At 75.6% G+C, this 25,345-nt stretch carries 22 protein-coding genes; 13 read left to right on the top strand and 9 right to left on the bottom strand.

Going from position 1 to position 25,345, the window contains the following annotated elements:
* Positions 1-9: 9 nt before the first annotated feature.
* From MUU72_RS29490 to MUU72_RS29480, 3 genes are all read right to left on the bottom strand, one after another.
* Positions 10-1,272 carry an NAD(P)/FAD-dependent oxidoreductase gene (locus MUU72_RS29490; RefSeq protein WP_248016473.1) on the bottom strand — a complete coding sequence of 421 codons (1,263 nt, stop codon included), beginning with the start codon at positions 1,270-1,272 and terminating at the stop codon, positions 10-12.
* A gap of 259 nt (positions 1,273-1,531) precedes the next feature.
* Positions 1,532-2,866, bottom strand: coding sequence for a deoxyguanosinetriphosphate triphosphohydrolase (locus tag MUU72_RS29485; RefSeq protein ID WP_248016472.1), 1,335 nt, complete (start codon positions 2,864-2,866; stop codon positions 1,532-1,534).
* Positions 2,863-3,783: a sirohydrochlorin chelatase gene (locus MUU72_RS29480; protein ID WP_248016471.1), complete on the bottom strand. Its 921-nt coding sequence runs from the start codon at positions 3,781-3,783 to the stop codon at positions 2,863-2,865. Before MUU72_RS29480 ends, MUU72_RS29485 begins: the two co-directional genes overlap by 4 nt.
* A gap of 159 nt (positions 3,784-3,942) precedes the next feature.
* On the opposite strand from MUU72_RS29480, the gene MUU72_RS29475 reads away from it, so the two are divergent.
* Positions 3,943-6,126 (top strand): molybdopterin oxidoreductase family protein, encoded by a 2,184-nt coding sequence (locus MUU72_RS29475; RefSeq protein WP_248016470.1) that lies wholly within the window; start codon positions 3,943-3,945, stop codon positions 6,124-6,126.
* An 8-nt stretch (positions 6,127-6,134) separates the two neighbouring features.
* Here the strand turns inward: MUU72_RS29475 and MUU72_RS29470 are convergent, their stop codons facing one another.
* Positions 6,135-7,142 carry an adenosine deaminase gene (locus MUU72_RS29470; protein ID WP_248016469.1) on the bottom strand — a complete coding sequence of 336 codons (1,008 nt, stop codon included), beginning with the start codon at positions 7,140-7,142 and terminating at the stop codon, positions 6,135-6,137.
* 43 nt (positions 7,143-7,185) lie between these two features.
* Positions 7,186-7,635: a gamma-glutamylcyclotransferase family protein gene (locus tag MUU72_RS29465; protein ID WP_248016468.1), complete on the bottom strand. Its 450-nt coding sequence runs from the start codon at positions 7,633-7,635 to the stop codon at positions 7,186-7,188.
* Positions 7,636-7,805: 170 nt separating this feature from the next.
* Here MUU72_RS29465 and MUU72_RS29460 point away from each other — a divergent pair, with 170 nt between their 5' ends.
* Positions 7,806-8,510, top strand: a complete 705-nt coding sequence (locus tag MUU72_RS29460) for a SanA/YdcF family protein (RefSeq protein ID WP_248016467.1) — start codon at positions 7,806-7,808, stop codon at positions 8,508-8,510.
* A gap of 141 nt (positions 8,511-8,651) precedes the next feature.
* Here the strand turns inward: MUU72_RS29460 and MUU72_RS29455 are convergent, their stop codons facing one another.
* Both MUU72_RS29455 and cutA read right to left on the bottom strand, forming a co-directional pair.
* Positions 8,652-9,635: a trypsin-like serine peptidase gene (locus MUU72_RS29455; RefSeq protein ID WP_248016466.1), complete on the bottom strand. Its 984-nt coding sequence runs from the start codon at positions 9,633-9,635 to the stop codon at positions 8,652-8,654.
* Position 9,636: 1 nt separating this feature from the next.
* Entirely contained in the window at positions 9,637-10,011 is a 375-nt protein-coding gene (gene cutA / locus MUU72_RS29450) for a divalent-cation tolerance protein CutA (RefSeq protein WP_248016465.1), read from the bottom strand.
* A gap of 359 nt (positions 10,012-10,370) precedes the next feature.
* On the opposite strand from cutA, the gene MUU72_RS29445 reads away from it, so the two are divergent.
* The gene (locus MUU72_RS29445; protein WP_248016464.1) at positions 10,371-10,772 is read left to right on the top strand and encodes a cupin domain-containing protein; all 402 of its coding nucleotides are present in this window, start codon (positions 10,371-10,373) and stop codon (positions 10,770-10,772) included.
* Between the two features lie 96 nt (positions 10,773-10,868).
* On the opposite strand, the gene MUU72_RS29440 is transcribed toward MUU72_RS29445, so the two are convergent.
* The gene (locus MUU72_RS29440; RefSeq protein WP_248016463.1) at positions 10,869-11,657 is read right to left on the bottom strand and encodes a sulfite exporter TauE/SafE family protein; all 789 of its coding nucleotides are present in this window, start codon (positions 11,655-11,657) and stop codon (positions 10,869-10,871) included.
* 70 nt (positions 11,658-11,727) lie between these two features.
* On the opposite strand from MUU72_RS29440, the gene MUU72_RS29435 reads away from it, so the two are divergent.
* Positions 11,728-12,642, top strand: coding sequence for an aldo/keto reductase (locus MUU72_RS29435; RefSeq protein ID WP_248016462.1), 915 nt, complete (start codon positions 11,728-11,730; stop codon positions 12,640-12,642).
* Here the strand turns inward: MUU72_RS29435 and MUU72_RS29430 are convergent.
* Positions 12,602-12,970, bottom strand: a complete 369-nt coding sequence (locus MUU72_RS29430) for a hypothetical protein (RefSeq protein WP_308403891.1) — start codon at positions 12,968-12,970, stop codon at positions 12,602-12,604. The genes MUU72_RS29435 and MUU72_RS29430 overlap by 41 nt on opposite strands.
* Before the next feature lie 133 nt (positions 12,971-13,103).
* On the opposite strand from MUU72_RS29430, the gene MUU72_RS29425 reads away from it, so the two are divergent.
* From MUU72_RS29425 to MUU72_RS29385, 9 genes are all read left to right on the top strand, one after another.
* Positions 13,104-13,970 (top strand): helix-turn-helix domain-containing protein, encoded by an 867-nt coding sequence (locus MUU72_RS29425; protein ID WP_248016460.1) that lies wholly within the window; start codon positions 13,104-13,106, stop codon positions 13,968-13,970.
* Positions 13,967-14,191 carry a DUF397 domain-containing protein gene (locus tag MUU72_RS29420; RefSeq protein ID WP_248016459.1) on the top strand — a complete coding sequence of 75 codons (225 nt, stop codon included), beginning with the start codon at positions 13,967-13,969 and terminating at the stop codon, positions 14,189-14,191. Before MUU72_RS29425 ends, MUU72_RS29420 begins: the two co-directional genes overlap by 4 nt.
* Before the next feature lie 14 nt (positions 14,192-14,205).
* On the top strand, positions 14,206-15,396 hold the full coding sequence (locus MUU72_RS29415; protein ID WP_248016458.1) for a M20 metallopeptidase family protein: 1,191 nt from the start codon (positions 14,206-14,208) through the stop codon (positions 15,394-15,396).
* A 382-nt stretch (positions 15,397-15,778) separates the two neighbouring features.
* On the top strand, positions 15,779-17,797 hold the full coding sequence (locus MUU72_RS29410) for a glycoside hydrolase (RefSeq protein WP_248016457.1): 2,019 nt from the start codon (positions 15,779-15,781) through the stop codon (positions 17,795-17,797).
* Between the two features lie 183 nt (positions 17,798-17,980).
* Positions 17,981-19,327 carry an NAD(P)/FAD-dependent oxidoreductase gene (locus MUU72_RS29405; RefSeq protein WP_282504880.1) on the top strand — a complete coding sequence of 449 codons (1,347 nt, stop codon included), beginning with the start codon at positions 17,981-17,983 and terminating at the stop codon, positions 19,325-19,327.
* The gene (nirB, locus tag MUU72_RS29400; protein ID WP_248016456.1) at positions 19,327-21,900 is read left to right on the top strand and encodes a nitrite reductase large subunit NirB; all 2,574 of its coding nucleotides are present in this window, start codon (positions 19,327-19,329) and stop codon (positions 21,898-21,900) included. The genes MUU72_RS29405 and nirB overlap by 1 nt, the downstream gene beginning before the upstream one ends.
* A complete protein-coding gene (gene nirD / locus MUU72_RS29395; protein ID WP_248016455.1) occupies positions 21,897-22,268 on the top strand; it encodes a nitrite reductase small subunit NirD in 372 nt (123 codons plus the stop codon). The genes nirB and nirD overlap by 4 nt, the downstream gene beginning before the upstream one ends.
* A 31-nt stretch (positions 22,269-22,299) precedes the next feature.
* The gene (locus tag MUU72_RS29390; RefSeq protein ID WP_248016454.1) at positions 22,300-23,232 is read left to right on the top strand and encodes an oxidoreductase; all 933 of its coding nucleotides are present in this window, start codon (positions 22,300-22,302) and stop codon (positions 23,230-23,232) included.
* Between the two features lie 179 nt (positions 23,233-23,411).
* Entirely contained in the window at positions 23,412-25,286 is a 1,875-nt protein-coding gene (locus tag MUU72_RS29385) for an APC family permease (protein ID WP_248016453.1), read from the top strand.
* Positions 25,287-25,345 lie beyond the last annotated feature (59 nt).

The following is a 25,345-nucleotide window of genomic DNA, read 5'->3' as shown; positions in this document are numbered from 1 at the left end:
ACGGGCACGTTACGTGAGCAGGGAGTCCAGCGGAACGCCCGGATCGGCCAGCTTGTCGGCGTCCACCGGGGCGGCGGCGCGGATCAGCCCCTGGACGGGTCCGGCGACGTCCCAGACGTTGACGTTCATCCCGGCCAGCACCCGGCCCTCGCGGAGCCAGAAGGCGATGAACTCGCGCTTGGCGACGTCGCCGCGGCACACGACCTGGTCGTAGGAGCCGGGCGGGGCGTAGCCGGAGTACTCCATGCCCAGGTCGTACTGGTCGGAGAAGAAGTACGGGACGCGGTCGTAGCTGACGTCCTGGCCGAGCATGGCGCGGGCGGCGGCCGGGCCGCCGCCCCGGGCGTTGGCCCAGTGCTCGACGCGGAACCGGGCGTCCAGGAGGGGGTGGTCGGCGGCGGCCGCGTCGCCGGCGGCGTAGATGTACGGGTCGGAGGTGCGCAGGGCGGCGTCGACGGCGATACCGCCGCCGTCGGCGCGGTCCACGACGTCCAGGCCGGCCTGCTCGGCGAGGGCGGTGCGCGGGGCGGCGCCGATGGCGGCGAGCACGTCGTGGGCGGGGATCTCGGTGCCGTCGTCGGTGCGGACGGAGACCACCACGCCGTCCCGGCCGGTGATCTCGGTGAGGCGGGCGCCGAAGTGGAAGCGGACGCCGTGGTCGCGGTGCAGGTCGGAGAAGAGGGTGCCGAGTTCGGGGCCGAGGATGCCGTGCAGGGGGGTCGGCTCGGGTTCGACGACGGTGACCTCGGCGCCGTAGGTGCGGGCGGCGGCGGCGACTTCGAGGCCGATCCAGCCGGCGCCCGCGATGACCAGGTGCCCGTTGTCGCGGCCGAGCGAGGCGAGGACGCCGCGGAGGCGTTCGGCGTGGGCGAGGCGGCGGAGGTGGTGGACGCCGGCCAGGCCGGTGCCGGGGACGTCCAGGCGGCGGGGCTCGGCGCCGGTGGCCAGCAGGAGTTTGTCGTAGGCGATGAGGGTGCCGTCGCCCAGGCGGACGGTGCGGGCCGCGGGGTCCAGGTGGACGGCGGGCTGGCCCAGGTGGAGCTCGATGCGGGCCTGGGCGTAGAAGGCGGGTTCATGGATGAAGACGCTGTCCCGCTCGTCCTTGCCGAGCAGGTACCCCTTGGAGAGCGGGGGGCGCTCGTAGGGGTGGTCGCGCTCGTCGCAGATGAGGATCACCCGGCCGGCGAACCCCTCCGCGCGGAGCGTCTCCGCGGCCTTCGCCCCGGCCAGGCCACCCCCGACGATGACGAACGTCTGGTGTGCGTCGACCACTTGCTTCCTCCTCGTTGCGGTGCCGTACGTCCGCGTCCGCGTCCGTGAACGCCCCCGTTGGTGCCCCCGTCGTGCCCTGCGTCCCCCCGTGTGCGGTGCCCGTGCCCGGTGCCGGTCCCCGCTGCCCCCTGTGGTGCCGCGCTCCCTTGCGGTGTTTCGACGGATTTCGGGTCCCCGTGCGCCGGTGCGTGGACGAGGGTCCCGCACGGAGCGTGAAGGGGGAAGAGGGGCCGTCCCCCCGAGGTCACCCTCCGTTGCCCTAACTGTTACCAGGGGGACGCGTGAGGCGGGCGTGAAGAGTGCGCGCGGAGGCGTCGGTGAGGGCGGCGATCTGGTCGATCACCGCCCGCATCCGGCCGGTGTCGTCGGCGGCCGTGTCGAACAGCGAGCGGAACTGCGGGGCGAGGCCGTCGGGGGCGCGGGCGAGCAGCGCCTCGGCGAGTTCGGCGAGCACCACCCGCTGGTCGGCGCGGAGCGCCTCCTGGTCGGGGCGCTGGATGACGTAGCGGTCGGCGACGGCTTTGAGAACGGCGCATTCCAGCCGGGTTTCGGCCGGAACCACCAGCTCCGCCGCGTACCGGGTCAGCCGCCCGCTGCCCCACCGGGCCCGGGTGGCGCCCTCGGCGGCCAGGCAGAAGCGGCCGATGAGCTGGCTGGTGGCGTCCTTGAGGCGGGCCTGGGCGAGCGCGGTGCCGTCGTAGCCGTGCGGCCACCACTCCTGCTCCAGGAGGCGGTCCAGGGCGGCGGCCAGCTCCGCCTCGCCGGCGCCGGGGGCGTAGCGTTCCGCGGCGAGGGCGAAGATCTCGGCGCGCTCGGGGTCGGCGAGCAGGACGTTGGGGTCCAGGTGGCCGGCGTGCAGGCCGTCCTCGACGTCGTGCACCGAGTAGGCCACGTCGTCGGACCAGTCCATGACCTGCGCCTCGAAGCTGCGGGCGGCCGACGGGGCGCCCTGCCGGAACCACGCGAAGACCGGCAGGTCGTCGGCGTAGACCCCGAACTTGGGGACGTCCGGGCCGGCCGGGTGGGCGCCGCGCGGCCAGGGGTACTTGGTGGCGGCGTCCAGGGCGGCGCGGGTGAGGTTGAGGCCGACGCTGAGGGTGCCGCCCTGGGGGGCGGGCACGAACCGCTTGGGCTCCAACCGGGCCAGCAGGCGCAGCGACTGGGCGTTGCCCTCGAAGCCGCCGCAGGCCGCGGCGACCTCGTCGAGGGCCTGCTCGCCGTTGTGCCCGAAGGGCGGGTGGCCGAGGTCGTGCGCCAGGCAGGCGGTCTCGACGAGGTCGGGGTCGCAGCCGAGGGCGGCGCCCAGTTCGCGGCCCACCTGGGCGCACTCCAGGGAGTGCGTCAGCCGGGTGCGGGGACTGGCGTCCCACGCCTGGGTGGCGCTGCCGGGGGTGACGACCTGGGTCTTGCCGGCGAGCCGGCGCAGGGCGGCGGAGTGCAGGACCCGGGCGCGGTCGCGCTGGAAGGCGGTGCGCCCGGGGCGCTTGTCCGGTTCGGGGACCCAGCGTTCGGTGTCCGCCGCGGTGTAGCCGGCGAGCCCCGCGTGCGGGTCCTGGCCGGAGCCGGAAGGGGTGGCCGGTGATGTGCCCGTCATACCGCGACGGTAGCCGCCCTCGGGGGTGCGGTGCCGGATCCGGCGGGCGCGCAGAGCGCCTGGTCGTAGCGGTGCAGGACGAGGCGGGCCAGCGCGGGGTGGTCGCCCAGGGGCGCGGCGGCGGGCCCGGGGGCGAGGGCCGCGCACCGGTCGGCGAAGCGGCCGGGGGCGGTGAAGCAGGCGGCCACGGCGGTGCGGCGGGGGTCGTGGCCCCGGGCGGCGAGGGCCCGCAGGGCCTCGGGGACGGTGGGGGCGGCGGCGGACCCGTAGGCGGGCAGGACGGGCACGCCGCCGAGGCGGGCGGCCAGGAGGCGGGCGGTGCGGGCGGTGTCCCGGAGGGAGCCGGGGGCGCGGGAGCCGGCGGCAGCCAGGACGACGGCGGCGCCGGCGGCCCGCGGGCCGGTGCGGACCCCGGCCTCCAGGAGGCGGTCGTGCAGGGCCTCGGCCAGGAGCGGGTGCGGGCCCAGGGGCGCGGCGATCCGGCCGGTCAGGTGCCCGGCGGCGGCGAGCGCGGCGGGCAGGTCGCGGGCGACGTGGTGGCCGCGGCCGAAGAGCAGCGGTACGAGCACGACCTCGCCGCGCAGGGCGGCGAGGGTCTCGGCGAGCGGCGGCCGGTCGAGTTCGAGGTGGCCGAGGTGGACCGGCAGGCCGGGGCGGAGGGCGCGGACCCGGGCGAGGAGGGCGCGGACGGCGGGGGCGGCCCCGGGGTGGCGGCTGCCGTGCGCGACGGCCACCAGGGCGGGCGGCCCGCCGGGGCGGCGGAAGCCGTGCAGGCGGACGGTGGCGAGGCGGCTGGTGAGCTCGGCGGTGATGCGGTGGGCGAGTTCGGCGCTGCCCGGGGGCGCGGGGGGCGGGGCGTACGGGCCGGGTGCCGGGCTCGGTTCCGGGGCGGGCTGGTGCGCTGTCGACGCCGTCATGGGCCGAGCCTGGCAGCGGGTCGTTGCGGTCCCGTTTCCGGCCGGGGAACTCCGTGTTCCACCGGGCGCGCGGGGCCGCCCGCCCGGTGGGAGGTTTCCGCCGCGAGCCGGAAACCGGGGCGACCCACGGGCGTAACAGCACCGCCGCACGCTGGCCGGATGGACACCGCGCCCCTCGCCACGGTCGAGACCCACTGCCCCTATTGCGCCCTCCAGTGCGGTATGGGGCTGCGGCCCGCCGCGGGGACCGGTGGCGGGCCGCCCGGGCCGGTGCTGGAGGTGGTGGAGCGGACCGCCTTCCCCGTCAACCGCGGCGCGCTGTGCGGCAAGGGCCGGACCGCGCCCGAACTCCTGGCTCCCCGGGCGCGGCTGACCACCCCTCTGGTGCGCGAGGAGGCCACCGGGGAGCTGGTGCCGGCCACCTGGGAGGCCGCGCTGGACCGGGTCGCGGACGGGCTGCGGCGGGCCGGCGCGCGGTACGGCCGGGACGCGGTGGGGGTGTTCGGGGGCGGCGGGCTGACCAACGAGAAGGCGTACGCACTGGGCAAGTTCGCCCGGGTGGTGCTGGGCACCTCGCAGATCGACTACAACGGCCGGTTCTGCATGTCCTCGGCCGCGGCGGCGCAGCACCGGGCGTTCGGGCTGGACCGGGGGCTGCCGTTCCCGCTGGCCGACGTGGCGCGTACCGGGTGCGTGCTGCTGGTCGGCTCCAACCTGGCGGAGACCATGCCGCCGGCGCTGCGGTACCTGACCGAACTCAAGGAGCACGGCGGCCGGCTGATCGTCGTCGATCCGCGCCGCACCCGGACCGCCGAGCAGGCCGATCTGCACCTGGCGCCGCGGCCGGGCACGGACCTGGCGCTGGCGCTGGGGCTGCTGCACCTGGTGGTCGCGCAGGGGCGCACGGACGAGGAGTTCATCGCGGCGCGGACCAGCGGCTGGCCGGCCGCGCGGGCCGCGGCGATGGCGCACTGGCCGGAGCAGGTCGAGCGGATCACCGGCGTCCCGGTGCCGGACCTGCGGGCGGCGGTGCGGCTGTTCTGCGACGCGCCGTCCTCGATGGTGCTGACCGCGCGCGGCCCGGAGCAGCAGGCCAAGGGCACCGACACCGTGGGGGCGTGGATCAACCTGTGCCTGGCCACCGGGCGGGCCGGCCGCCCGCTGTCCGGTTACGGCGCGCTGACCGGGCAGGGCAACGGGCAGGGCGGGCGGGAACACGGCCAGAAGGCCGACCAGTTGCCCGGTTACCGGCGGCTGGACGACCCGGCGGCGCGCCGCCACGTGGCGGCGGTGTGGGGCGTGGAGCCGGAGGCCCTGCCCGGGCCGGGCCGCAGCGCGTACGAGCTGCTGGAGGCGCTGGGCGGGCCGGTGCGGGCGCTGCTGCTGATGGGGTCCAACCCGGTGGTGTCGGCGCCGCGCGCCGCCCACGTGGAGGAGCGGATCCGCGCGCTGGACTTCCTGGCGGTGGCCGATGTGGTGCGGTCGGAGACCGCGGAGCTGGCGGACGTGGTGCTGCCGGTGGCCCAGTGGGCGGAGGAGACCGGGACGACGACCAGTCTGGAGGGCCGGGTGCTGCTGCGCCGCCGGGCCGTGGCCCCGCCGCCCGGGGTGCGCACGGACCTGGAGGTGCTCGGCGGGCTGGCGGAGCGCCTGGGGCACGCCAAGGGCTTCCCGGCCGATCCGGAGGAGGTGTTCGAGGAGCTGCGGCGGGCGTCGGCGGGCGGCCCGGCGGACTACTCGGGGATCAGCTACGCGCGGATCGCGGCGGAGGACGGGGTGTTCTGGCCGTGCCCGGCGGGCCCGCCGGAGGCCGTATCGGGGGCACCGGCGGCCTCCGGCGCCCCGTCCGGCCCCGAGCCCCACCCGGGCACCCCGCGGCTCTTCCTGGACCGTTTCGCGACGCCCGACGGCCGGGCCCGCTTCGTGCCCGTCACGCACCGCCCGGCGGACGAGGAGACCGACGCCGGGTACCCGGTGGTGCTGACCACGGGGCGGGTGCTGGCGCAGTACCAGTCGGGCGCGCAGACCCGGCGGGTGGCGGCGCTGAACGCCGCCGCGCCCGGCCCGTTCGTCGAGCTGCACCCGCGGCTGGCGGCCCGGCTCGGCATCGCCGACGGGGAGCCGGTGGCGGTGGTGTCCCGGCGGGGCCGGGCGGTGGCGCCGGCCCGGGTGAGCCCGGCGATCCGCCCGGACACGGTGTTCATGCCGTTCCACTGGCCGGGCGAGGGCCGGGCCAACACGCTGACCAATCCGGCGCTCGACCCGGTCTCCGGGATGCCGGAGTTCAAGGTGTGCGCCGTCCGCGTCGAGCGGGTGGCCGGCCCGCCCGGGGCGCGCCCCTGAGGCGGCCGTCAGTGCGCGTCGAGCTCCTTGAGGTAGGCGGCGCGGGTCCCCTCGTCCAGGAAGGAGGCGAGGAAGGAGTTGCGGGCCAGCGTCCGCAGCGCCGCCTCGTCCAGGCCCAGGGCGTCCCGGACGGCGGTGAAGTTGTCGTCGGCGTAGCCCCCGAAGTAGGCCGGGTCGTCGGAGTTGACGGTGACCAGGAGGCCGGCGTCCAGCATGGCGGGCAGCGGGTGGTCGGCGAGGTCGTCGACGACCCGCAGGCGGAGGTTGGACAGCGGGCAGACGGTGAGCGGCACCCGGTCGGCCACCAGGCGGGCGACCAGCGCCCCGTCCTCCATGCAGCGCACCCCGTGGTCGATCCGGTCCACGCCGAGGACGTCCAGGGCCTCCCACACGTAGGCGGCGGGGCCCTCCTCGCCCGCGTGCGCCACGCACTTCAGGCCCGCCTCCCGGGCCAGCGCGAAGACCTCCCGGAACTTCGCCGGCGGGTGGCCGACCTCGGCGGAGTCCAGGCCGACGGCGGTGATCCGGTCCAGGTAGGGGCGGGCCGCCTCGAACGTCTCCAGGGCCGAGTCGGCGCTCTCGTCCCGCAGGAAGCACATGATCAGGCCGGTGGTGATGCCGTAGGTCTCCGGGGCGGTGTCCAGGGCCCGGGACAGGCCGTTGACGACCGTCCCCAGGGGGACGCCGCGGGAGGTGTGCGCCTGCGGGTCGAAGAAGATCTCGGCGTGCCGGACGCCCTGCTCCTTCGCGCGCGCCAGGTAGGCGTGCGCGAGGTCGGCGAAGTCGTCCTCGGTGCGCAGCACTTCCATCAGCGCGTAGTAGAGGTTGAGGAAGGACTGGAGGTCGTTGAAGGAGTAGGCGCGGCGCAGCTCGTCCTCGGTGGCGTAGGGCAGCGTGACGCCGTTGCGGGCGGCGAGCGCGAAGGCCAGCTCCGGCTCCAGCGTGCCCTCGATGTGGAGGTGCAGCTCGGCCTTGGGGAGGGGGCGGTGGGGGGCGGGGGTGCTGTCGGGAGCCACGGGTCACACCTGTTTCTGCTGTGCTGCGGACGAGTTGCCCAGGCTATCCGGGGGCGCCGGGTTCGGCGCGGCCGGTCCAGCGGCCGCCGGGCAGCGGGGTGCCGGTGGCCCGCAGCCGGCCGGCGAGCGGTTCGGCGGCCAGGTAGACCCAGGCCCGTTCGGTCCGGCCGTCGGCGCACCGCGCGTCGGCGGCGACCCGCACGTAGAGGTTCCCGGCGCGGGCGCCCGGGGTGTAGCCCTCCAGGCGGTCCAGGGCGGCCCGTACGGCGTCGTAGTCGGCGTCCCGGGGGCGGATCAGGGTGCCGTGCACCACGGCGCCGGCGGGCCCGGCGGTGGCGTACGGGTAGCCGGGGCCGGCGTAGAGCCGCACGCCGCTGAGGGTGGCCGGTTCCTCGGCGGCGGTGCGGCCGCGCAGCGTGCGGGCGTAGTTGGCCTCGCCGGGGCGCAGCGTCCCGTAGACGAAGAACGGCAGGCGCTCGGCCTCGGTGGTCATGCGGGCCCTCCCGGTGCGGTGCGGCGGTTCGTGCCGGCTGTGACCTTGCCGACGGCGGGTGCCCACCTGCAACCGCGGCGGGCGGGGGCGCGTCGGAGTGGGCGACATCGGTCCCGCGGACGGTGCCGGCCCGGGGCGGGCCGCGGCGGGGCCGGGGAACGGGGGACGGCATGCGGGAGCTGCGCGCGCGGCTCGGCCGGATACCGGGCGGGCTGCGGCGGATCCGGCCGCCGCGGACCCGGCGCGGGCAGCGCCGGGCGTTCCAGGCGGTGGTGGTGCTGTCGGTGCTGGCGCTGCTGCCGGCGACCTGGCTCAACGCCACCGCCGGGTCGCGCGTCCGTACGGTCGCCGACGTGCCGGCCGCCCCGGTGGCGGTGGTGTTCGGCGCCGGCCTGTGGAACGGCGCGCCGTCGCCCTACCTCGCCCACCGGCTGGACGCCGCGGCCCGGCTGTACCGGGACGGCCGGGTGCGCGCGGTCCTGGTCACCGGGGACAACAGCCGCCGGGACTACGACGAGCCGGACGCGATGCGCGGCTATCTGGTGCGGCACGGCGTCCCGGCCCGCCGGATCGTCAGCGACTACGCGGGCTTCGACACCTGGGACAGCTGCACCCGGGCCCGCCGCATCTTCGGGGTGGACCGGGCGGTGCTGGTCAGCCAGGGCTTCCACATCCGGCGGGCGCTGGCCCTGTGCGAGGCCGCCGGGATCGACGCGTACGGCGTCGGGGTCGCCGCCGACCACGACGTGACCTGGGCGTACGGCGGGGTGCGGGAGATCTTCGCGGCGGGCAAGGCGACCGCCGAGGCGCTGCTGCGGCCCGATCCGCACTTCCTCGGCCCGAAGGAGAAGGGCCTGGCGCAGGCGCTGCGTTAGCGCGCCGGCGCCCGGCCCTCCCGGTGGTGCCGCCGTCCCGTCCCCGGGGCGGCGGCCAGGGGGTGTCCGCGAAGTCGCGTCGTTCGCCCGGAGGGCGGCCGGGCGGTGGACGGCAGACGGGACTGTGCGGACACCCCCTGGCTAGTCCTCGTCCGCGTCGTCCGCGTGCTTCCCCTTCGTGGCGCGGTCGTAGAGGCTGAGGATCTCCTTGCCGAAGTACGGGCTGTAGGAGGTCCGGTCGCTGTGCGGGCCGCGCGGGCCGCCGCCGTTGACGCCGCCGATCACGCCGATGACCTTGCCGGTGCGGGTGTGCGGGTCGTAGCCGGCCAGCCAGGGGCTGCCCGAGGTGCCGCCGTAGAAGCCGTTGCAGTCCATGCGGAGCTGACGGGTGCCCGCCAGGCGGCGGGTGGTGGTGGCGCACCGCACGGCCCGGTCCTCGGGGTCGCTGTGGACGCTGGGGTAGCCGATGACCTGGACCTCGTTGCGGTAACCGGGCGTGGCGGCCAGCACGTTGGCGCCGGTGACCTCCTCGATCCGCCGGCCGTCGTCGTCCGGCGCGACGGTGGCGAACGCGACGTCGCGGTCGGCGGCGTCCCCGCTGGTGCCGCGGTCGGAGTACGCGTAGCTGTCCTCGATGGCCCACACCCCGTAGGGCTGGTCGTCCTCGCCCGACCGGTACTGGGGCACGAAGGCGGCCCGCGCGCCCGGGTTGCAGTGCCCGGCGGTGAGGATCAGGTTGCCGTGCGGGCTGTGCACCACGCTGGCGGTGCAGTGGTGCTCGCGGGCCTCGCCGTCCACGGAGAACAGCACGCCGACGGACGGGACGCCCTCGAAGTGCTCGGCGGTCGGCGCCCGTCGCGAGGCCGCCGCGGGCCGGCCGGTACCGCGCTCGGGCGGTGCGGCGGCGGCCATCCGCCGGGGCGTCCAGAACGCTTCGGCGTCCTTGCTGGTCCAGGTGGCGCGCGGGCGGGCCGCGTGGCCGACGTCCGTTTGGGTACCGGGCGCGCCGCGGTCGTGGCCGGCCGCGTGGCTCACCGGGGTGGTGGCCAGCCCGAAGGCCACCCCCAGGGCGAGCGTGGCCGCCCTGCCCTTGCGGCGGGACCGGTGCTCCGCTCTCCGCGCCACGTCAGCTCGTCTCCTCTGCGACCCAGGCGAGGTACCCGGCGCCCCCGTGGGTGACCGGGGTGGCGATGATCTCCGGGGTGTCGTAGTCGTGCGCGGCCAGGAGGTACGCCTCCAGCGCGGCGTAGCGCCCGGTGACCGTCTTGAACAGGACCTGCCACTCCCGGCTGGTCTCCACGGCGCCGTCCCAGCGGTAGACCGAGGTCACCGGCGCGCTGATCTGGGCGCAGGCGGCGAGCCGGTCCTCGATGGCGCCGCGGGCCAGCCGCTCGGCCTTCTGCTCGCTGTCGGTGGTGGTCAGCACGGTCAGGAAGCGGGCCGGGGGCCCGGCCGGGGCGGGGGTGGCGGACGGTTCGTTCAGGGCGGTGGGATCGGCCACGGTGGACACCCTTCGCGGTCGGTGGGGCAGGTGGGGCTGCTGGGCCGCGCGTCCCGCGGCGGCCCGTCTGCGCGTACCGGCGGCCGGCAGATCGTTGAATCTTCTCCGGCCCGGCAATCTGTCAATCGTTCGATCGTCGATCACGGGACGTCTGGCATCGTACGGACCGCGGTGATCAACCCGTGGAGGGCGGGCCGTTCGCGCCCGGCAAGCACCCGGACGCCCCAGTGTGCGCCGGTACGCCGAGGGAAGGCGGAAAACGTCCGGTTGCGCCGGGCGGGTCACGGAGAACGATGGAGGAGGAAGCCCCGCCGCCCACCCGCGCCCGGAAGCCCGGTCCGCACCGAAAGGCGAGCGCCATGGAGAACCTCGACACCCTCGTCCGCCAGCAGCTCGACGACGCCCGCGCCTCCGCCCACGGCCGCAGCGCCCACCTCTTCCTGCACGACGGCCCGCTGCGGCAGACCGTGATCGCGCTGCTCGCCGGCGCCGAACTCGACGAGCACAACGCGCCGCCGGCGGCGAGCCTCCAGGTGCTCCGCGGCCGGATCCGGCTGACCGGCCCGGGCGGCGGCCAGGAGTTGACCGCCGGTCAGATCGGCCCGGTCCCGCACGCCCGCCACGGCGTGCAGGCCCTGGACGACGCGGCGGTCCTCCTCACGGCCGTCACCGAGGTCCGCAGGCAGCCCCGGCCGGCCGGGGCGGGAGCAGGGACGGGAACGGCGACGGGGGCGGGGACGGCGGTGCCCACGGGCGGGTGACCGGTGGCGGCCCCGGGCGGGAGGACGGCCGCGTAACCGTCCGGCGGCGGGGCGTGACCGGCGGGGCCGGCGGGCCGCCCCGCCACCGCGCACCCCTCAGCCCGCGAACCACTGGTCGTACGCCAGCTTGCACAGCAGCACGACCACGACCACCACCAGGACGCCCCGTACGAAGCCGGCGCCGCGCTTGAGCGCCATCCGGGCGCCGACCATGCCGCCGACGAGGTTGAAGGCCGCCAGCAGCGCGCCCAGTTGCCACAGCACGGTGCCCTGGAAGGCGAACATCGTCAGCGCCCCGATGTTGGTGCAGACGTTGATGACCTTGGCGGTGGCGGACGAGGTGACCAGGTCCATGTGCAGCACGGCGGCCAGCGCGATCACCAGGAACGCGCCGGTGCCGGGGCCGATCAGGCCGTCGTAGAAGCCGATCCCCAGCCCCGCGACCAGGATCGCCGCCAGGATCCGGCGCCGCGGGACCGGGCCCGACGGCGGCGGGGCGGTGCCGAACGCCGGGCGGACGAGGAGGAAGACCAGGACGCCCAGCAGCACCGCCATGATCAGCGGGCGCAGCACCTCGCTGTTGATCCCGGCGGCGAAGAACGCCCCGCCCAGCGACCCGGCGACCGCCGCCGCACCGATGCGCAGCGCGGTGCCGAGGTCGATCGGGGTCTTGCGGACGTAGGTGACGGCGGCGGCCGTGGTGCCGACGATGGCGGTCGACTTGTTCGTCCCGAGGACGAACGCGGTCGGCACGTGGGGCAGTCCGACCAGCAGCGCCGGGAGCAGCAGCAGCCCGCCGCCGCCCACCACCGCGTCGATCCATCCCGCGGCGAGGGCGGCCAGGCAGAGCAGGGCCAGCGTGAACAGCGATATGTCAGGGGGCACCCGGTGATCTTATGAAGCGCCCTCGCGCGAGGCCCCGGCCCCGCCGCCCCGCCCCGTCTAGGCTCCCGCCATGGACAACCGACCGAGCGCCGCCGCACCCCCGCTCCCCCGCGCCTCCTTCCCCGTCGGCGGCTCGCTGACCGTCGGGCGGCTGGGGTTCGGCACGGCCTCCCTGACCGGCCCCGGCTACTGGGGTGCGCGGTACGCGGACCCGGAACGGTCCGTGGCCCTGCTCCGCCGGGCCGTCGATGCCGGCGTCACCCTCATCGACACCGCCGACAACTACGGCCCGGACGTCGCCGAGGAGTTGGTGGCCCGCGCCCTGCACCCGTACCCGGACGGGCTGGTGATCGCGACGAAGGGCGGGGTGGTCCGCACCGGCCCCGACGCCTGGCACATCGCGGGCCGCCCGGAGCGGTTGCGCGCCATGTGCGACGCGAGCCTGCGGCGGCTCCGTACGGAGACCATCGACCTCTACCAGCTGCACCGCCTCGACCCGGACGTCCCGATGGCGGACCAGCTCGGCGCCCTGCTGGAGCTCCGGCGGGCCGGGAAGATCCGCCACATCGGCCTGGACACCGTCACCGGCGAACAGCTGGACCGGGCCCGCGAGTTCGCCCCGATCGCCTCCGTCCAGAACCGCTACAACCTGCTGGACCGCGCCTCCGAGGACCTCCTGGCCCTGTGCGAACGCACCGGGACGGCGTTCCTGCCGTGGTTCCCCCTGGGCAACGGCGCCCTGACCGGCCGCGCCGGGACGCCCGCCACCCCTGCCGCGGCCGCCGCGGCCGCCACCGTGGCCGCCGTCGCCACCGCCCACGGTGCGACCCCCGGCCAGATCGCCCTGGCCTGGCTCCTCCACCACTCCCCCGTCCTCCTGCCGACCCCCGGCACCAGCTCCCCCGCTCACCTGGACGAGAACCTCGCGGCGGCCGGCATCCGCCTCACGGAGGCGGAGCTGACGCGACTTGACGGGCTCGCGTAGGGGCCGGAGGTACCGCAGGGCCCGGGGGGGCCGCCACGAGCGCCTGCGCCAGCGCCCGCAGGCGGTCCCCCCGGCTCCTGGCGACCCGCCGGACCTCCACCAGCGACTCGGCCAACTCCACGGTCAGCAGGTGCAGTTCCCCCGACGTCCACGTACGGGCGTCCAGCGTGCGCCGGGCATCCACGATGAGCCCGTCGGCGAGCGCGAGCTGCGCCTCCTCGACCTCGTCGGCCATCCGGGACACGAAGCCGGTCCCGTCACCGAGGACGTAGGCGGGCTTGCCGTCCGGACTCGACCACGGCAGCAGCCGCGGAACAGCGTCGGTCATCGTCATCAGCCTCCAGGTGGCGAGGGCGGGCCCCGTTTACGTACGGGGTGTAGCCATTCGGTCACGGGGAGGGGTGGCGGGCAATAGGATGGCGGGACTTTAACGGCAGCTCGCAAGTCCCCGACCTGCCGTGATGCTGGACGCGACCGCATGGCGAGAGGTCATGGCCTTGGACGAGACGACTCCACCCCAGCACTTGAACCCGCTCCAGCGCTTCGGGCGGGACGTCAAACAGGTGAGACTCGCACGGAAGCTGACGCAGAAGCAGCTGGGCACCGCGGCGGGGTACTCCGAGGCGTACGTCAGCAGGGTCGAGGCCGGAAAGCTGCTGCCCCGGCCCAGTATCAAGTTCGCCCAGGGCTGCGATGTCGCCTTCGGGACCGGCGAGTTGTTCACGGACCTGCTGCGCAGGATCGACGACGGCGACCATCCGTCGTGGTTCGTGCCGTACCTGAATCTGGAGCGGAAAGCGTCGAGGATCCTGGACTACTCGACCAGCCTTCCGATGGGGCTCATGCAGACGAAGGACTACGCGCGGGCCATCTTCTGCGCGTACCACTCCCAAGAAGAAGCAGAGGTGATCGAGGGCAAGGTCGCCGCACGGCTGCGCAGGCGTGAGGTCTTCGAAAGGGAGTCCCCGCCCTCCCTGTGGACAATCCTGCACGAGGCGTGCCTGCGCACCGTCGTGGGGAGCAAGGAGGTCATGGCCGGGCAGCTTGAGCACCTGCTGACCGCAGCAGCCGCACCGCGTATCAACCTCCAGGTCATGCCCTTTTCAGCGGGCGCACCAGCCGCATCGACAAGGCCGTTCACTGTGTTGCGCTTCACTGACGCCCCTGCGGTGCTCTACACCGAGACCCGGGTAGGAGCCAGGATGCATGATTCCGCACAAACGGTCGACGCAGCCCTGGACGACTACGATCTTCTCAGGGCGAACGCGCTGTCCCTTGGCGAATCAACGGCCCTGATCGAGACGCTGCTGAAGGAGTACCGCCCATGAGTGCCGACTTGGATCTCACGGCGGCCCACTGGATCAAGTCGTCCTACAGCGACGCCAACGGCGGCAACTGCCTCGAATTCTCGCCCTCCCACGCCGCCCCCCAAGCCCTCGTCCCCGTGCGGGACAGCAAGGTTCCCGGCGGGCCCGTGGTCGTTGTTTCCGTCACGGGGTGGTCCTCGTTCGTGGCCGCGGTCAAGAATGAGGGGTTCGCCGCCGTCTAGAGGAGGAGCACCCCGTGGACCTGCGTGACGATGCCCGTGCCCTGTCCGACGACCTGATCCGGTTACGGCGGGCGCTGCACCGGATCCCGGAGACCGGGCTCGAACTGCCGCGCACGCAGGAGGCGGTGCTCGCCGAACTGGACGGGCTGCCGCTGGAGATCAGCACCGGTACGGGGCTGAGTTCGGTGACGGCGGTGCTGCGCGGGGCGGGCGACGGTCCCGCCGTGCTGCTGCGCGGCGACATGGACGCGCTCCCGGTGGCCGAGCGGCTGCCGCTGGACTTCGCCGCGGACAACGGGCGGATGCACGCCTGCGGGCACGACCTGCACACCAGCATGCTCATCGGGGCGGCGAGGCTGCTCGCCGCGCACCGGGACCGGCTCGCCGGGGACGTGGTGTTCATGTTCCAGCCGGGCGAGGAGGGGTACGACGGGGCCCGGCACATGCTGGCGGAGGGGGTGTTGGAGGCGGCGGGGCGGCGGCCGGTGGCGGCGTACGCGCTGCACGTCCTGTCGGCGGGACAGCCCACGGGGGTCTTCGGGGCGCGCGGCGGGCCGATGATGTCCGCGTCCAGCGTGCTGCGCGTGACGGTGCGCGGGCAGGGCGGGCACGGCTCGATGCCGCACCGGGCCAAGGACCCGGTGCAGGCTGCCTGCGCGATGGTGACGGCGCTCCAGGCGTGGATCACGCGGAGTTTCGACGTCTTCGACCCGGTGGTCCTGTCGGTCGGAACGCTGCACGCGGGGACGCAGCACAACGTGATCCCGGACACGGCCGAATTCGCCGCCACCGTACGGAGTTTCTCCGACGCCGCCCAGGCGCGGGTCAAGGACGGGACGGTGGAGGTCTGCCGCGGGGTGGCCGCGGCGCATGAGGTCTCCGTGGACGCCCAGTTCATCGAGAACTACCCGGTCACGGTGAACGACGCCGCGGAGGCGGAGTTCGCGGCGCACACGGTGCGCGAGGCGCTGGGCGAGGAACGGTTCGCACCGCGGCCGAATCCGGTGCCGGCGTCGGAGGACTTCTCCCGGGTGCTGGCGGAGGTGCCGGGCGTGATGATGATGCTGGGCGCACCACCCCGCGGCGCCGACCCGGAACACACCCCCAACAACCACTCCCCGCTCGCCGAGTTCGACGACGCGGTCCTGGCCGACGGCGCAGCGGTGTACGCGGAACTGGCGGCACGGCGGCTGTCGAAGGGGTAGGGGCGGTGGCGGCCGGCCCTCCGGCCGCGCATTTTCCGGGGCGTTCACCCGCTCCCACAGCTTGGCCTCCCAGGACGCACCGCCGGCTTCCTGCGGGCCTTGCGCAGGGGTGGACCTGCGCCTGTTCGGCCTCGGGTCCCGTTCGGGATCGCCCAGCGGAGGGGACTCGTACCACTTCTTGACCCCGCCCCACCGTCCGGCACCGTACGGTTGCGGGCGCCCTTGCGCGTACGCGTCGGCCTGCTCGTAGTTGTGCGCCGGCGTCTTGAGCTGCCCGGCCGCGTCGTCCGAGCGGTCGTCGAGGGCCGCGTGGGCCCCCGTGAACGCACGGTGCGTGCCGACGGCCGCTCTTAGAACCTTCTTAACCCCCACCACTATTCACATGGTCATGACATCGAAGCTCATGCGTGGGATTGCTGCGTCGTTGGCGTTGTCGGCTGTTTCGTTCGGGGTGGCCGGGTGTGGGAGGGCGGAGGCGGGGACGCTTCAGGGTGGGCGGTTGACGCTGCCGGTGAACGGGGGGAGTGCGACCGTGGACACCGCGTCGCTGGCGGTGACCGCGCGGGCCGCGGACGGGACGCGGCTGGTGCTGTCCGAGGCGGCCGGCGGCGGGCTGGGGGCACCCGGGCCGGTGACCCGGACGGCCGGCGGGGCGCACTGGTCGTATCCGGACAAGGGCCTGACGGTGACGGTCAGTGCGGCGGACGGCCGGTTGCGGGTCAGGATGCGGGCGGAACGGGACCAGAAGGTCAGCTGGCCGGTGACCGGGACCGACCGGGCCGCCTCCGACCTCCAGTTGCCGCGCGGGGAGGGGCTGGACATCCCGGTGCGGGACGCGTTCTGGAACTCCGGGCCGGGCGGGCTGGCCGGGAGCACGGTGGACGTGGGGGCCGATCTGGCGCTGCCGCTGTGGGGGTTCTCGACGGGCAGCGCGGGCGGTGGCCCGCACGGCACCGGCTCGGCGCCCGGCGGGCCGCGGCACGGCGTGAGTTATCTGACGCCGACGGACCTCGGGACGTCGCTGGCGTTCACCTCCGCGGGCGGCGCGCTGCGGGCGACCGCGGCGCACGACTTCAGCGGCGGGGAGGGGACCTCGGACTACGAGGTGTCGTTCGCGCTGACGGACGGGGACCCGGTCGCGCCGGCGGCGGACTACCGGGCGTACCTGGCGGACCGCGGCCAACTGGGCAGCCTGGCGCGGAAGATCGCGCGGAACCCGGCGAACGGGAAGCTGCTGGGGGCGTTTCACGCGTACGTGTGGGGCGAGGCGCGCACGGCGGCCGGGGTGGCGCGGCTGCGGAAGCTGGGCGTGGACCGGATGTGGCTGGGCTACGACGCGGGGCCGGACCCGATGGACGCGGCGGCGGTGCGGGCGGCGAAGCAGGCGGGGTACCTCGTCGGGCCGTACGACTCGTTCGCCAACGGCCAGGACCCGAAGACGGCGGACAGCCCCACCTCGGCGTGGCCGGGGACGGTGTACCCGGACTTCTGCGTGCGGAAGGCGGACGGGTCGGCGGAGAGCGGGTTCGGGGGGCGCGGGTGCTACCTGAGTTCGCAGGCGTTCGAGCAGGCGGAGCCGTCGCGCCACTACCTGGCGGACCGGACCCGGGCGATGACCGCCAACGGGGCGGACAGCTACTTCCTGGACGTGGACGCGACCGGCGAGGTCTTCCGCGACCACGCGCCGGAGCACACCATGACCAAGGCCGGCGACCGGGCGAACCGGCTGGCCCGGATGCGGCGGCTGGCCCGCGGCTTCGTGCTCGGGTCGGAGTCCGCGCAGCCGTGGGCCAACGGCGTGCTCGCCTTCGACCACGGCTCGGCGACGCCGACCGCGGACGGCCTGTGGGCGCTGGAGCGCGACAAGGGCACCTGGGGCGGCTACTACCCGCAGGACGCGCCGAAGAACTTCTTCCAGCCGGTGGCCCTGCCGGCCGCGCTGGCCACGGCCATGTACGACCCGAAGTACCGGGTGCCGCTCTACGAGACCGCGCTGCACGGCTCGCTGGTCAACGTGGAGCGCTGGGAGCTGTCGTACGACAAGCTGCCGGCGCAGAAGACCACCCGGGCGCTGCTGGCGATGCTCTCCAACACCCCGCTGAACTTCGTGCTGGACGGGCCGTCGCTGACCCGGAACGGGAAGGAACTGGCGGCGTTGCAGCAGTACTTCGCGCCGCTGCACCGGGCCGCGGGGACCGAGCGGATGACGTCGTTCCGGTGGCTGACGGGCGACCGGAGCGTGCAGCGGACGGTGTTCGGGGACGGGGTGCTGACGGTGACGGCCAACTTCGGCGGCACGGCGTACCACGGGCTGCCGGGCGGCTGCGTGGACGCCCGGCTGCGCGGCGACGCCCACCCGCGGCGCCTGTGCCCGGCCCAGGTCAACACCCCGGCCCCGTGAACCGGGCCCGGTAGGAGGCGGCGCCGACCGGGGCGGCGGCGCCTGACCGCCTGCTCCCCCGGCCTGCCCGCCGCCGGCCCCGGTTTCCCTCACAGGGACGGGCCCCCGCCGCTGAGGTCCGCGTTCCGCGGGCGAAACACGGACGATGCGGACAGGTAACAGGCGCGTCGCAGGCTGGCGGGTATGACAGTGACCGGCATACCGCCCACCGGTGCCGCTCCGGCGGCCGCTGCGCGCCCTGGCCGCGCCCCGGTGCGGGTGGTGGTGATCGGCGGCGGGATGGCCGCCGCCCGGCTCGTGCACCGGCTGACCGCCGCGCCGGACGGCCCCGGCCGCGTCCCCGGATCCGCCCCGCTGCGGATCACCGTCCTCGCCGAGGAGCCGCACCCGCCGTACAACCGGGTGCTGCTCACCGAGGTGCTGGCCGGCCGCTACCCGCCCCGGGTCATCGCACTGCCGGCGCCCGGCAACGGGGCCGAGTGGCGCGGCGGCGTCCGGGCGGTCCGGATCGACCGGGCGGCGCGGCGGGTGCGGACCGGGGACGGCCGGGAGACCGGGTACGACGTGCTGGTGCTGGCCACCGGCGCGCGTCCGGTGCTGCCGCCGCTGCCCGGGGTGCCCGCCGCGGGGCGGCCGGAGCTGCCGGACGGGCTGCGGCCGCTGCGCACCCTGGACGACTGCACCGCGCTGGCCTCGGCGGTCCGGCCCGGACTGCCGGCGGTGGTGGTCGGCGGCGGGCCGCTGGGGGTCTCGGCCGCCCGGGCGCTGGCCGGGCGCGGGGCCCGGGTCCTGCTGGCCGAGCGGCACCCGCATCTGATGCACCGTCAGCTGGATCCCGAGGCGGCGGCGCTGCTCCGGGACCACCTCACCGGGCTCGGCGTCGAGGTCCGCACCGGGTGCCCGGTCGGCGCCGTCCGCACCCGGCCGGCCCCCGCCCCCGGGGCGCCGCGGGCGCGCCGGGTGACCGCCGTCGCCCTGGCCGGCGGGCCGCCGCACCCCGCCGCCCTGGTCGTGGCGGCCTGCGGGGCCCGCCCGCGCACCGGCCTGGCGCGGGCCGCCGGCCTGGCGGTCGGCACCGGCATCCGGGTGGACGGCGCGCTGCGCACCAGCGACCCGCGCATCCACGCCCTCGGGGACTGCGCCGAGCACGACGGCACCGTCTACGGCCTGGCGACGCCCGCCCTGGAACAGGCCGATGTGCTCGCCGGCGTCCTGACCGGCGACGGCCGCGCCCGCTACACCGGCACCCGGTCCCTGACCCGGCTGACCCTGTCCGGCGACGGCTTCCTCGACCTCGCCGCGTTCGGCGACCCCGTACCGCGCCCCGGCGACGACGTGGCCCGGCTCTCCGACCCCACCCGCGGCACCTACCGCAAGGTCGTCGTGCGCGGCGACCGGCTGGTCGGCGGGGTGCTGGTCGGCGCGCTCGGCAGCGTCGGCGCGCTCGCCCGGGCCTGGGAGGGCACCGAACCGCTCCCCGCGGACCGCGGGCCCCTGCTCCACCTGCTCACCGACGACGGAGGCTCCTGATGCCCACGACGGCTTTCCCCGAGCGGCCCACGCTCGTGCTCATCGGGCACGGCATGGTCGGCCAGCGCTTCCTCGAAGCGCTCGCCGGGCGCGGCCTGACCGCCACCCACCGGGTGGTCGTGTTCGCCGAGGAGCCACGGCCGGCGTACGACCGGGTCCGGCTCACCTCGTACTTCTCCGGCACCACCCCGCAGGAGCTCGGTCTGACGGACCCGGCGTTCCTGCGCGACCACGGCATCGAACTGCGCCTGGACGACCCGGCCGCGCACATCGACCGGGCCGCGCGCCGGGTCACCGCCCGCTCCGGACTGACCGTCGGCTACGACACCCTGGTGCTGGCCACCGGCTCGGCGCCGTTCGTCCCGCCGGTGCCGGGCCGGGACGCGCAGGGCTGCTTCGTCTACCGCACCATCGAGGACCTGCTCGCCATCGAGGCGTACGCGAAGCGCGGGGCGAAGACCGGCGCGGTGGTCGGCGGCGGCCTGCTCGGCCTGGAGGCGGCCGGCGCGCTCCAGGGGCTCGGACTGGACACCCACATCGTGGAGTTCGCCCCGCGGCTGATGCCGGTGCAGGTCGACGAGGGCGGCGGCGCGGCGCTGCTGCGCACCGTCGAGGGCCTGGGCCTGACCGTGCACACCGGCACCGGCACCCAGGAGATCACCGCCGGACCGGACGGCGCGGTCACCGCGATGCGGCTGTCCGACGGCGGCGAACTGGCCACCGACCTGGTGGTGTTCTCGGCCGGTGTCCGGCCGCGCGACCAGCTGGCCCGGGACTGCGGGCTGGCGGTCGGCGAGCGCGGCGGCGTCACCGTCGATGCGCAGTGCCGCTCGGTCACCGACCCGCGGGTGTTCGCCATCGGCGAGTGCGCGCAGGCCGCCGACGGCCGGGTGTACGGGCTGGTGGCCCCCGGCTACGAGATGGCCGCGGCGGCGGCCGCCGCGCTCGCCGGGGACGACGCCGCCTTCACCGGCGCCGACCTGTCCACCAAACTCAAGCTGCTCGGCGTGGACGTCGCGTCCTTCGGCGACGCGCACGGCACCGCCCCGGACTGCCTGGACGTGGTCTACGCCGACTCCCGGGCGGGCCTGTACAAGAAGCTCGTCATCGGGGCGGACGGCACCCTGCTCGGCGGGGTGCTGGTCGGCGACGCGGAGGCGTACGGCACGCTGCGGGCGCTGACCGGCTCGGTGCCGCCGGTCGCGGCCGAGCAGCTGGTGCTGCCGGCCGGCGCGGGGGCCCCGGCGCAGCTCGGCCCGGACGCGCTGCCCGGCGACGCGGTCATCTGCTCCTGCCACAACGTCACCAAGGAGGCGATCCAGGCGCACCACACCCTGGCCGAGGTCAAGCGCTGCACCAAGGCCGGCACCGGCTGCGGCGGCTGCGTCAAGCTCGTCGGGCAGCTGCTGCCGGAGTCCGGGGACGCGGGGCTGTGCGGCTGCTTCCCGCACGGCCGCCAGGAGCTGTACGAGATCGTGCGGGTCAAGCGGATCACCGCGTTCGCGCAGCTGCTCGACGAGCACGGGCACGCGGCGGCGCGCGGCGGGGACGGCTGCGAGGTGTGCAAACCGGCGGTCGCCTCCATCATCGCCTCGCTCGCCCCGTCGATCGGCGCGGACGGCCACGTCCTGGACGGCGAGCAGGCCGCGCTCCAGGACACCAACGACCACTTCCTGGCCAACCTCCAGAAGAACGGCTCCTATTCGGTCGTGCCGCGCATCCCGGGCGGCGAGATCACCCCCGACAAGCTCATCGTGATCGGCGAGGTGGCGCGCGACTTCGGGCTCTACACCAAGATCACCGGCGGGCAGCGGATCGACCTCTTCGGCGCCCGGGTCGAGCAGCTGCCGCGGATCTGGGCCCGCCTGGTGGACGCCGGCTTCGAGTCCGGGCACGCGTACGGCAAGTCGCTGCGGACCGTGAAGTCCTGCGTGGGGCGGACCTGGTGCCGCTACGGCGTCCAGGACTCGGTGCGCATGGCGATCGACCTGGAGCTGCGCTACCGCGGGCTGCGGGCCCCGCACAAGCTGAAGGCGGCGGTGTCCGGCTGTGCCCGGGAGTGCGCCGAGGCCCGCTCCAAGGACTTCGGCGTGATCGCCACCGCCGGCGGCTGGAACCTCTACGTCGGCGGCAACGGCGGCGCCACCCCGCGCCACGCGGACCTGCTCGCCCAGGACCTCTCCGACGCGGAACTGGTGCGGCTGATCGACCGGTTCCTGATGTTCTACATCCGCACCGCCGACCGGCTGGAGCGCACCAGCGCCTGGCTGGAACGGATCCCGGGCGGGCTGGACCACGTCCGGGACGTGGTGGTCCGCGACGCGCTCGGCCTGTGCGCCGAACTGGAGGCGCTGATGGCGGCCCACGTGGCGCACTACCGCGACGAGTGGGCGCAGACCCTCGACGACCCCGCGAAGCTGGCCCGGTTCGTGTCCTTCGTGAACGCCCCGGACACCCCCGACCCGGTCGTCGGCTTCGTCCCCGAACGCGACCAGATCAAGCCCGACCTGCCGCTGCTGGACATCGGCCGGCGGCCCACCGAGGACGTCCTGCTGGAAGGGAGCACCCGATGACGACCACCGCACCCGAGAAGACCGGCCTGGAGGTCCAACTCGACGTCGGCGGGGGGTGGTTGCCCGTCTGCGCGCTGGCCGCGCTGGTCCCCGGCCGGGGCGTCGCGGCCCTGCTGCCGGACGGCCGGCAGGCGGCGGTGTTCCGCGACCGGCACGGCCGGCTCTACGCGATCGGCAACCGCGACCCGTTCACCGGCGCCGCGGTCCTCGCCCGCGGCCTGACCGGCACCGACCGGGGCCGCCCGTTCGTGGCGTCGCCGCTGCTCAAGCAGCGGTTCGACCTGCGGACCGGGGAGTGCCTGGACGACCCGTCGGTGCGGGTGGCGGCCTACCGGGTGCGGACCCGGCCTGCGGACGGCCGGGCGTAGGCTGGGTGACCCCCTACCGAGGAGTAACGGCGTGACCCGGTGGAACACCAGCCACATCCCCGACCAGACCGGCCGCGCGGCCGTCGTCACCGGCGCCAACAGCGGTCTGGGCTACGTCACCGCCCGCGAACTGGCCCGGCGCGGCGCCCGGGTGGTGCTCGCCTGCCGCAGCACCGGGCGCGGCACCGCGGCGCTGGCCCGGCTGCGCGCCGAAGTACCCACCGCCGAGGCGGAGTTCCGGCCGCTGGACCTGGCCGACCTGGCATCCGTCCGGCACTTCGCCGACGGCCTGGCCGACTTCTGCGGCGACCGGCTCGACCTGCTGATCAACAACGCCGGGGTGATGGCGCTGCCGTACCGCACCACCGCGGACGGCTTCGAGATGCAGTTCGGCACCAACCACCTGGGCCACTTCGCGCTCACCGGCCTGCTGCTGCCCAAGCTGCTGGCCACCCCCGGGGCGCGGGTCGTCACGGTCTCCAGCATGCTGCACCTGGCGGCCAACGTGGACCTCACCGACCTCAACGCCGAGCGCGGATACCACCGGTGGCGCGCCTACGGCCGCTCCAAGAGCGCCAACCTGCTGTTCACCCACGAGCTGGCCCGACGGCTGGCCGCGGCCGGGTCCGGGGTCGTCGCGGCCGCCGCGCACCCCGGCTACGCGGCCACCAACCTCCAGACGGCCGGCGTGCGGATGGAGGACCGCAAGGCCGCCGAGCGCCTGGCGGAGCTGGGCAACCGGCTGATCGCGCAGCCCGCCGAGGGCGGCGCGCTGGGCACCCTGTGCGCGGCCACCGCCCCGCACATGCGGCCGGACGCCTTCATCGGGCCGCGCAGCGGCCTGCGCGGCGCCCCGGCCCGCTCGTTCCGCGCCCCGTGGACCACCGACGCCCGCACCGCCGCCCGGCTGTGGACGGCGTCCGAGGAGCTGACCGGCGTACGGTTCCCGCTCGCCGGGGCGTGAGGGCCTCTCCGGCGGGCGCGCGCACCGGGTGACCGGCGCGCGGCCCGCCGCCCGCCGTCAAGATCCCGTGAAGATCACCGGGTGCCCCGCCAAGGCCGCGCCAAGGCCGCTCGCGGGCCGCCGCCGGGCCCCGCACGCTGGGCTGGTCCCACCCGTGCCGCACGGAGGTACGCCCCACGATGTCCACGGTGTCGCAGCCCGCCAACCGGCCCGAGCAGCCGCCCCCGGCGCCCGCCACCGGCGCCGCCGCCCCGGACCCGGCCGCCACCACCGACCGGCACCGCCTCACCGCCCTCCAGGGCCTGGCCGCGCTCTCCCTGGACGCGATGGCCTCCGTCGCGTACGGGCCGGAGTCGATCGTGCTGGTCCTGGCCGCGGCCGGCGCCCACGGCCTCGGCTTCACCCTCCCGGTCACCCTCGCCATCGCCGTCCTCCTGGCCGTCCTGGTGGCCTCCTACCGGCAGGTCATCGCCGCGTTCCCGGACGGCGGCGGCTCCTACGCCGTCGCCCGGACCCACCTGGGCCGGCGCCCGGCCCTGGTCGCCGCCGCCTCCCTCGTCCTGGACTACGTCCTCAACGTCGCCGTCTCGGTGACCGCCGGCGTCGCCGCCCTCACCTCCGCCTTCCCCGCCCTCTACGGCCAGCGGCTGTGGATCTGCCTGGCCGTGCTGGTCCTGGTGACCGCGGTCAACCTGCGCGGGATCGCCGACTCGGCCCGGGCGTTCCTGCTGCCCACCGCCGTCTTCGTGGGCGCGGTGCTGGCCATGATCGCGGTCGGGCTGTTCCGGGACGCCCCGGCCTCCACCGCCACCGCCGCCGGCCACCCCTCCGTCCTCGCCCAGCACGCCACCTCCGTCGGCGCGCTGCTGCTGCTCCGGGCGTTCGCCTCCGGCTGCTCGGCGCTGACCGGCGTGGAGGCGGTCGCCAACGCCGTACCGTCCTTCCGTGCCCCGGCCGCCCGCCGCGCCCAGCGCACCGAGGTCGCGCTCGGCGCGCTGCTCGGCGCCATGCTGATCGGCCTGTCGCTGCTGATCGGCCGCTTCCACCTCCAGCCCGTCGAGGGCGTCACCGTCCTCGCCCAGCTCGCCGACGCCTCGTTCGGCCACAACGGGGCCTTCTACCTCGTCCAGTTCGCCACCGTGGTGCTGCTCGCGCTGGCCGCCAACACCTCCTTCGGCGGGCTGCCGGTCCTGATGGGCCTGCTGGCCCGCGACAACTACCTGCCGCACGTCTTCGGCCTCAAGGCCGACCGCCAGGTGCACCGGCACGGCGTCCTGGCCCTGGCCGCGGCCGCCGCACTGCTGCTGATCCTCTCCGGCGGCGACGTCAACACCCTCGTCCCGCTCTTCGCCATCGGCGTGTTCGTCGGCTTCACCCTCTGCCAGGCCGGCATGGTCCGCCACTGGTACCGCCGGCGGTCCGCCGGGTGGGCCGGCAAGGCGCTGCTCAACGGCTCCGGCGCGCTGCTCACCGCCGCGTCCGCGGTGGTCGTGACCGCCACCAAGTTCACCGACGGCGCCTGGCTGATCGTCCTCGCGCTGCCCCTGCTGGTCCTCACCTTCGAGGCCGTCCACCGCGCCTACGGGCGGATCGCGGACCGCCTCGGCCTCGGCCGGGTCCCGGAGCCGCCGCACCGCACCCGCTCCCTGGTCGTCGTCCCGGTCTCCCACCTGTCCCGGCTCACCGGCGAGGCGCTGGGCGCCGCGGTCTCCCTGGGCGACGAGGTGATCGCCGTCACCGTCACCCACGACGCCCCCGAGGACCGCTCCGCCGCCGAGGCCCTGCGCCGCGACTGGGAACTGTGGAACCCCGGCGTGGACCTGCTCGAACTCCCCTCCGCCACCCGCTCCCTGGGCCGCCCCCTCGCCTCCTACGTCCGCGCCCTGGCGGCCCGCCGCCCCGACGCCCGGATCACCGTCCTGATCCCCGAGGCCGAACCCGCCCACGTGTGGCAGCGGCTGCTCCAGAACCAGCGGGGCGGCGTGGTGGCCCACGCGGTGCGGCGGGATACGGATGCGGTGATCTGCCGCCTGCGGTTTCGGCTGACGCCGTAGGTCACGTACGTGGTCGGCTGTCCCGCCGTGGGGGTGTCTGTCTTTCCGCCTTCGGCGGA

The sequence above is a fragment of the Streptomyces rhizoryzae genome (assembly GCF_023155275.1).
Lineage (GTDB): Bacteria > Actinomycetota > Actinomycetes > Streptomycetales > Streptomycetaceae > Streptomyces > Streptomyces rhizoryzae.
Note: the sequence above shows the minus strand (reverse complement) of the source record. Positions and strands in the feature narration are given on the sequence as shown.

What these genes read in the sequence shown, in the direction of transcription:
- MUU72_RS29485 (WP_248016472.1), bottom strand. Translation starts at nt 2,866, where the DNA reads ATGACGGGCACATCACCGGCCACCCCTTCCGGCTCCGGCCAGGACCCG.
- MUU72_RS29480 (WP_248016471.1), bottom strand. Translation starts at nt 3,783, where the DNA reads ATGACGGCGTCGACAGCGCACCAGCCCGCCCCGGAACCGAGCCCGGCA.
- MUU72_RS29475 (WP_248016470.1), top strand. Translation starts at nt 3,943, where the DNA reads ATGGACACCGCGCCCCTCGCCACGGTCGAGACCCACTGCCCCTATTGC.
- MUU72_RS29465 (WP_248016468.1), bottom strand. Translation starts at nt 7,635, where the DNA reads ATGACCACCGAGGCCGAGCGCCTGCCGTTCTTCGTCTACGGGACGCTG.
- MUU72_RS29460 (WP_248016467.1), top strand. Translation starts at nt 7,806, where the DNA reads ATGCGGGAGCTGCGCGCGCGGCTCGGCCGGATACCGGGCGGGCTGCGG.
- MUU72_RS29445 (WP_248016464.1), top strand. Translation starts at nt 10,371, where the DNA reads ATGGAGAACCTCGACACCCTCGTCCGCCAGCAGCTCGACGACGCCCGC.
- MUU72_RS29435 (WP_248016462.1), top strand. Translation starts at nt 11,728, where the DNA reads ATGGACAACCGACCGAGCGCCGCCGCACCCCCGCTCCCCCGCGCCTCC.
- MUU72_RS29430 (WP_308403891.1), bottom strand. Translation starts at nt 12,970, where the DNA reads ATGACCGACGCTGTTCCGCGGCTGCTGCCGTGGTCGAGTCCGGACGGC.
- MUU72_RS29425 (WP_248016460.1), top strand. Translation starts at nt 13,104, where the DNA reads ATGCTGGACGCGACCGCATGGCGAGAGGTCATGGCCTTGGACGAGACG.
- MUU72_RS29420 (WP_248016459.1), top strand. Translation starts at nt 13,967, where the DNA reads ATGAGTGCCGACTTGGATCTCACGGCGGCCCACTGGATCAAGTCGTCC.
- MUU72_RS29410 (WP_248016457.1), top strand. Translation starts at nt 15,779, where the DNA reads ATGGTCATGACATCGAAGCTCATGCGTGGGATTGCTGCGTCGTTGGCG.
- MUU72_RS29405 (WP_282504880.1), top strand. Translation starts at nt 17,981, where the DNA reads ATGACAGTGACCGGCATACCGCCCACCGGTGCCGCTCCGGCGGCCGCT.
- nirB (WP_248016456.1), top strand. Translation starts at nt 19,327, where the DNA reads ATGCCCACGACGGCTTTCCCCGAGCGGCCCACGCTCGTGCTCATCGGG.
- nirD (WP_248016455.1), top strand. Translation starts at nt 21,897, where the DNA reads ATGACGACCACCGCACCCGAGAAGACCGGCCTGGAGGTCCAACTCGAC.
- MUU72_RS29385 (WP_248016453.1), top strand. Translation starts at nt 23,412, where the DNA reads ATGTCCACGGTGTCGCAGCCCGCCAACCGGCCCGAGCAGCCGCCCCCG.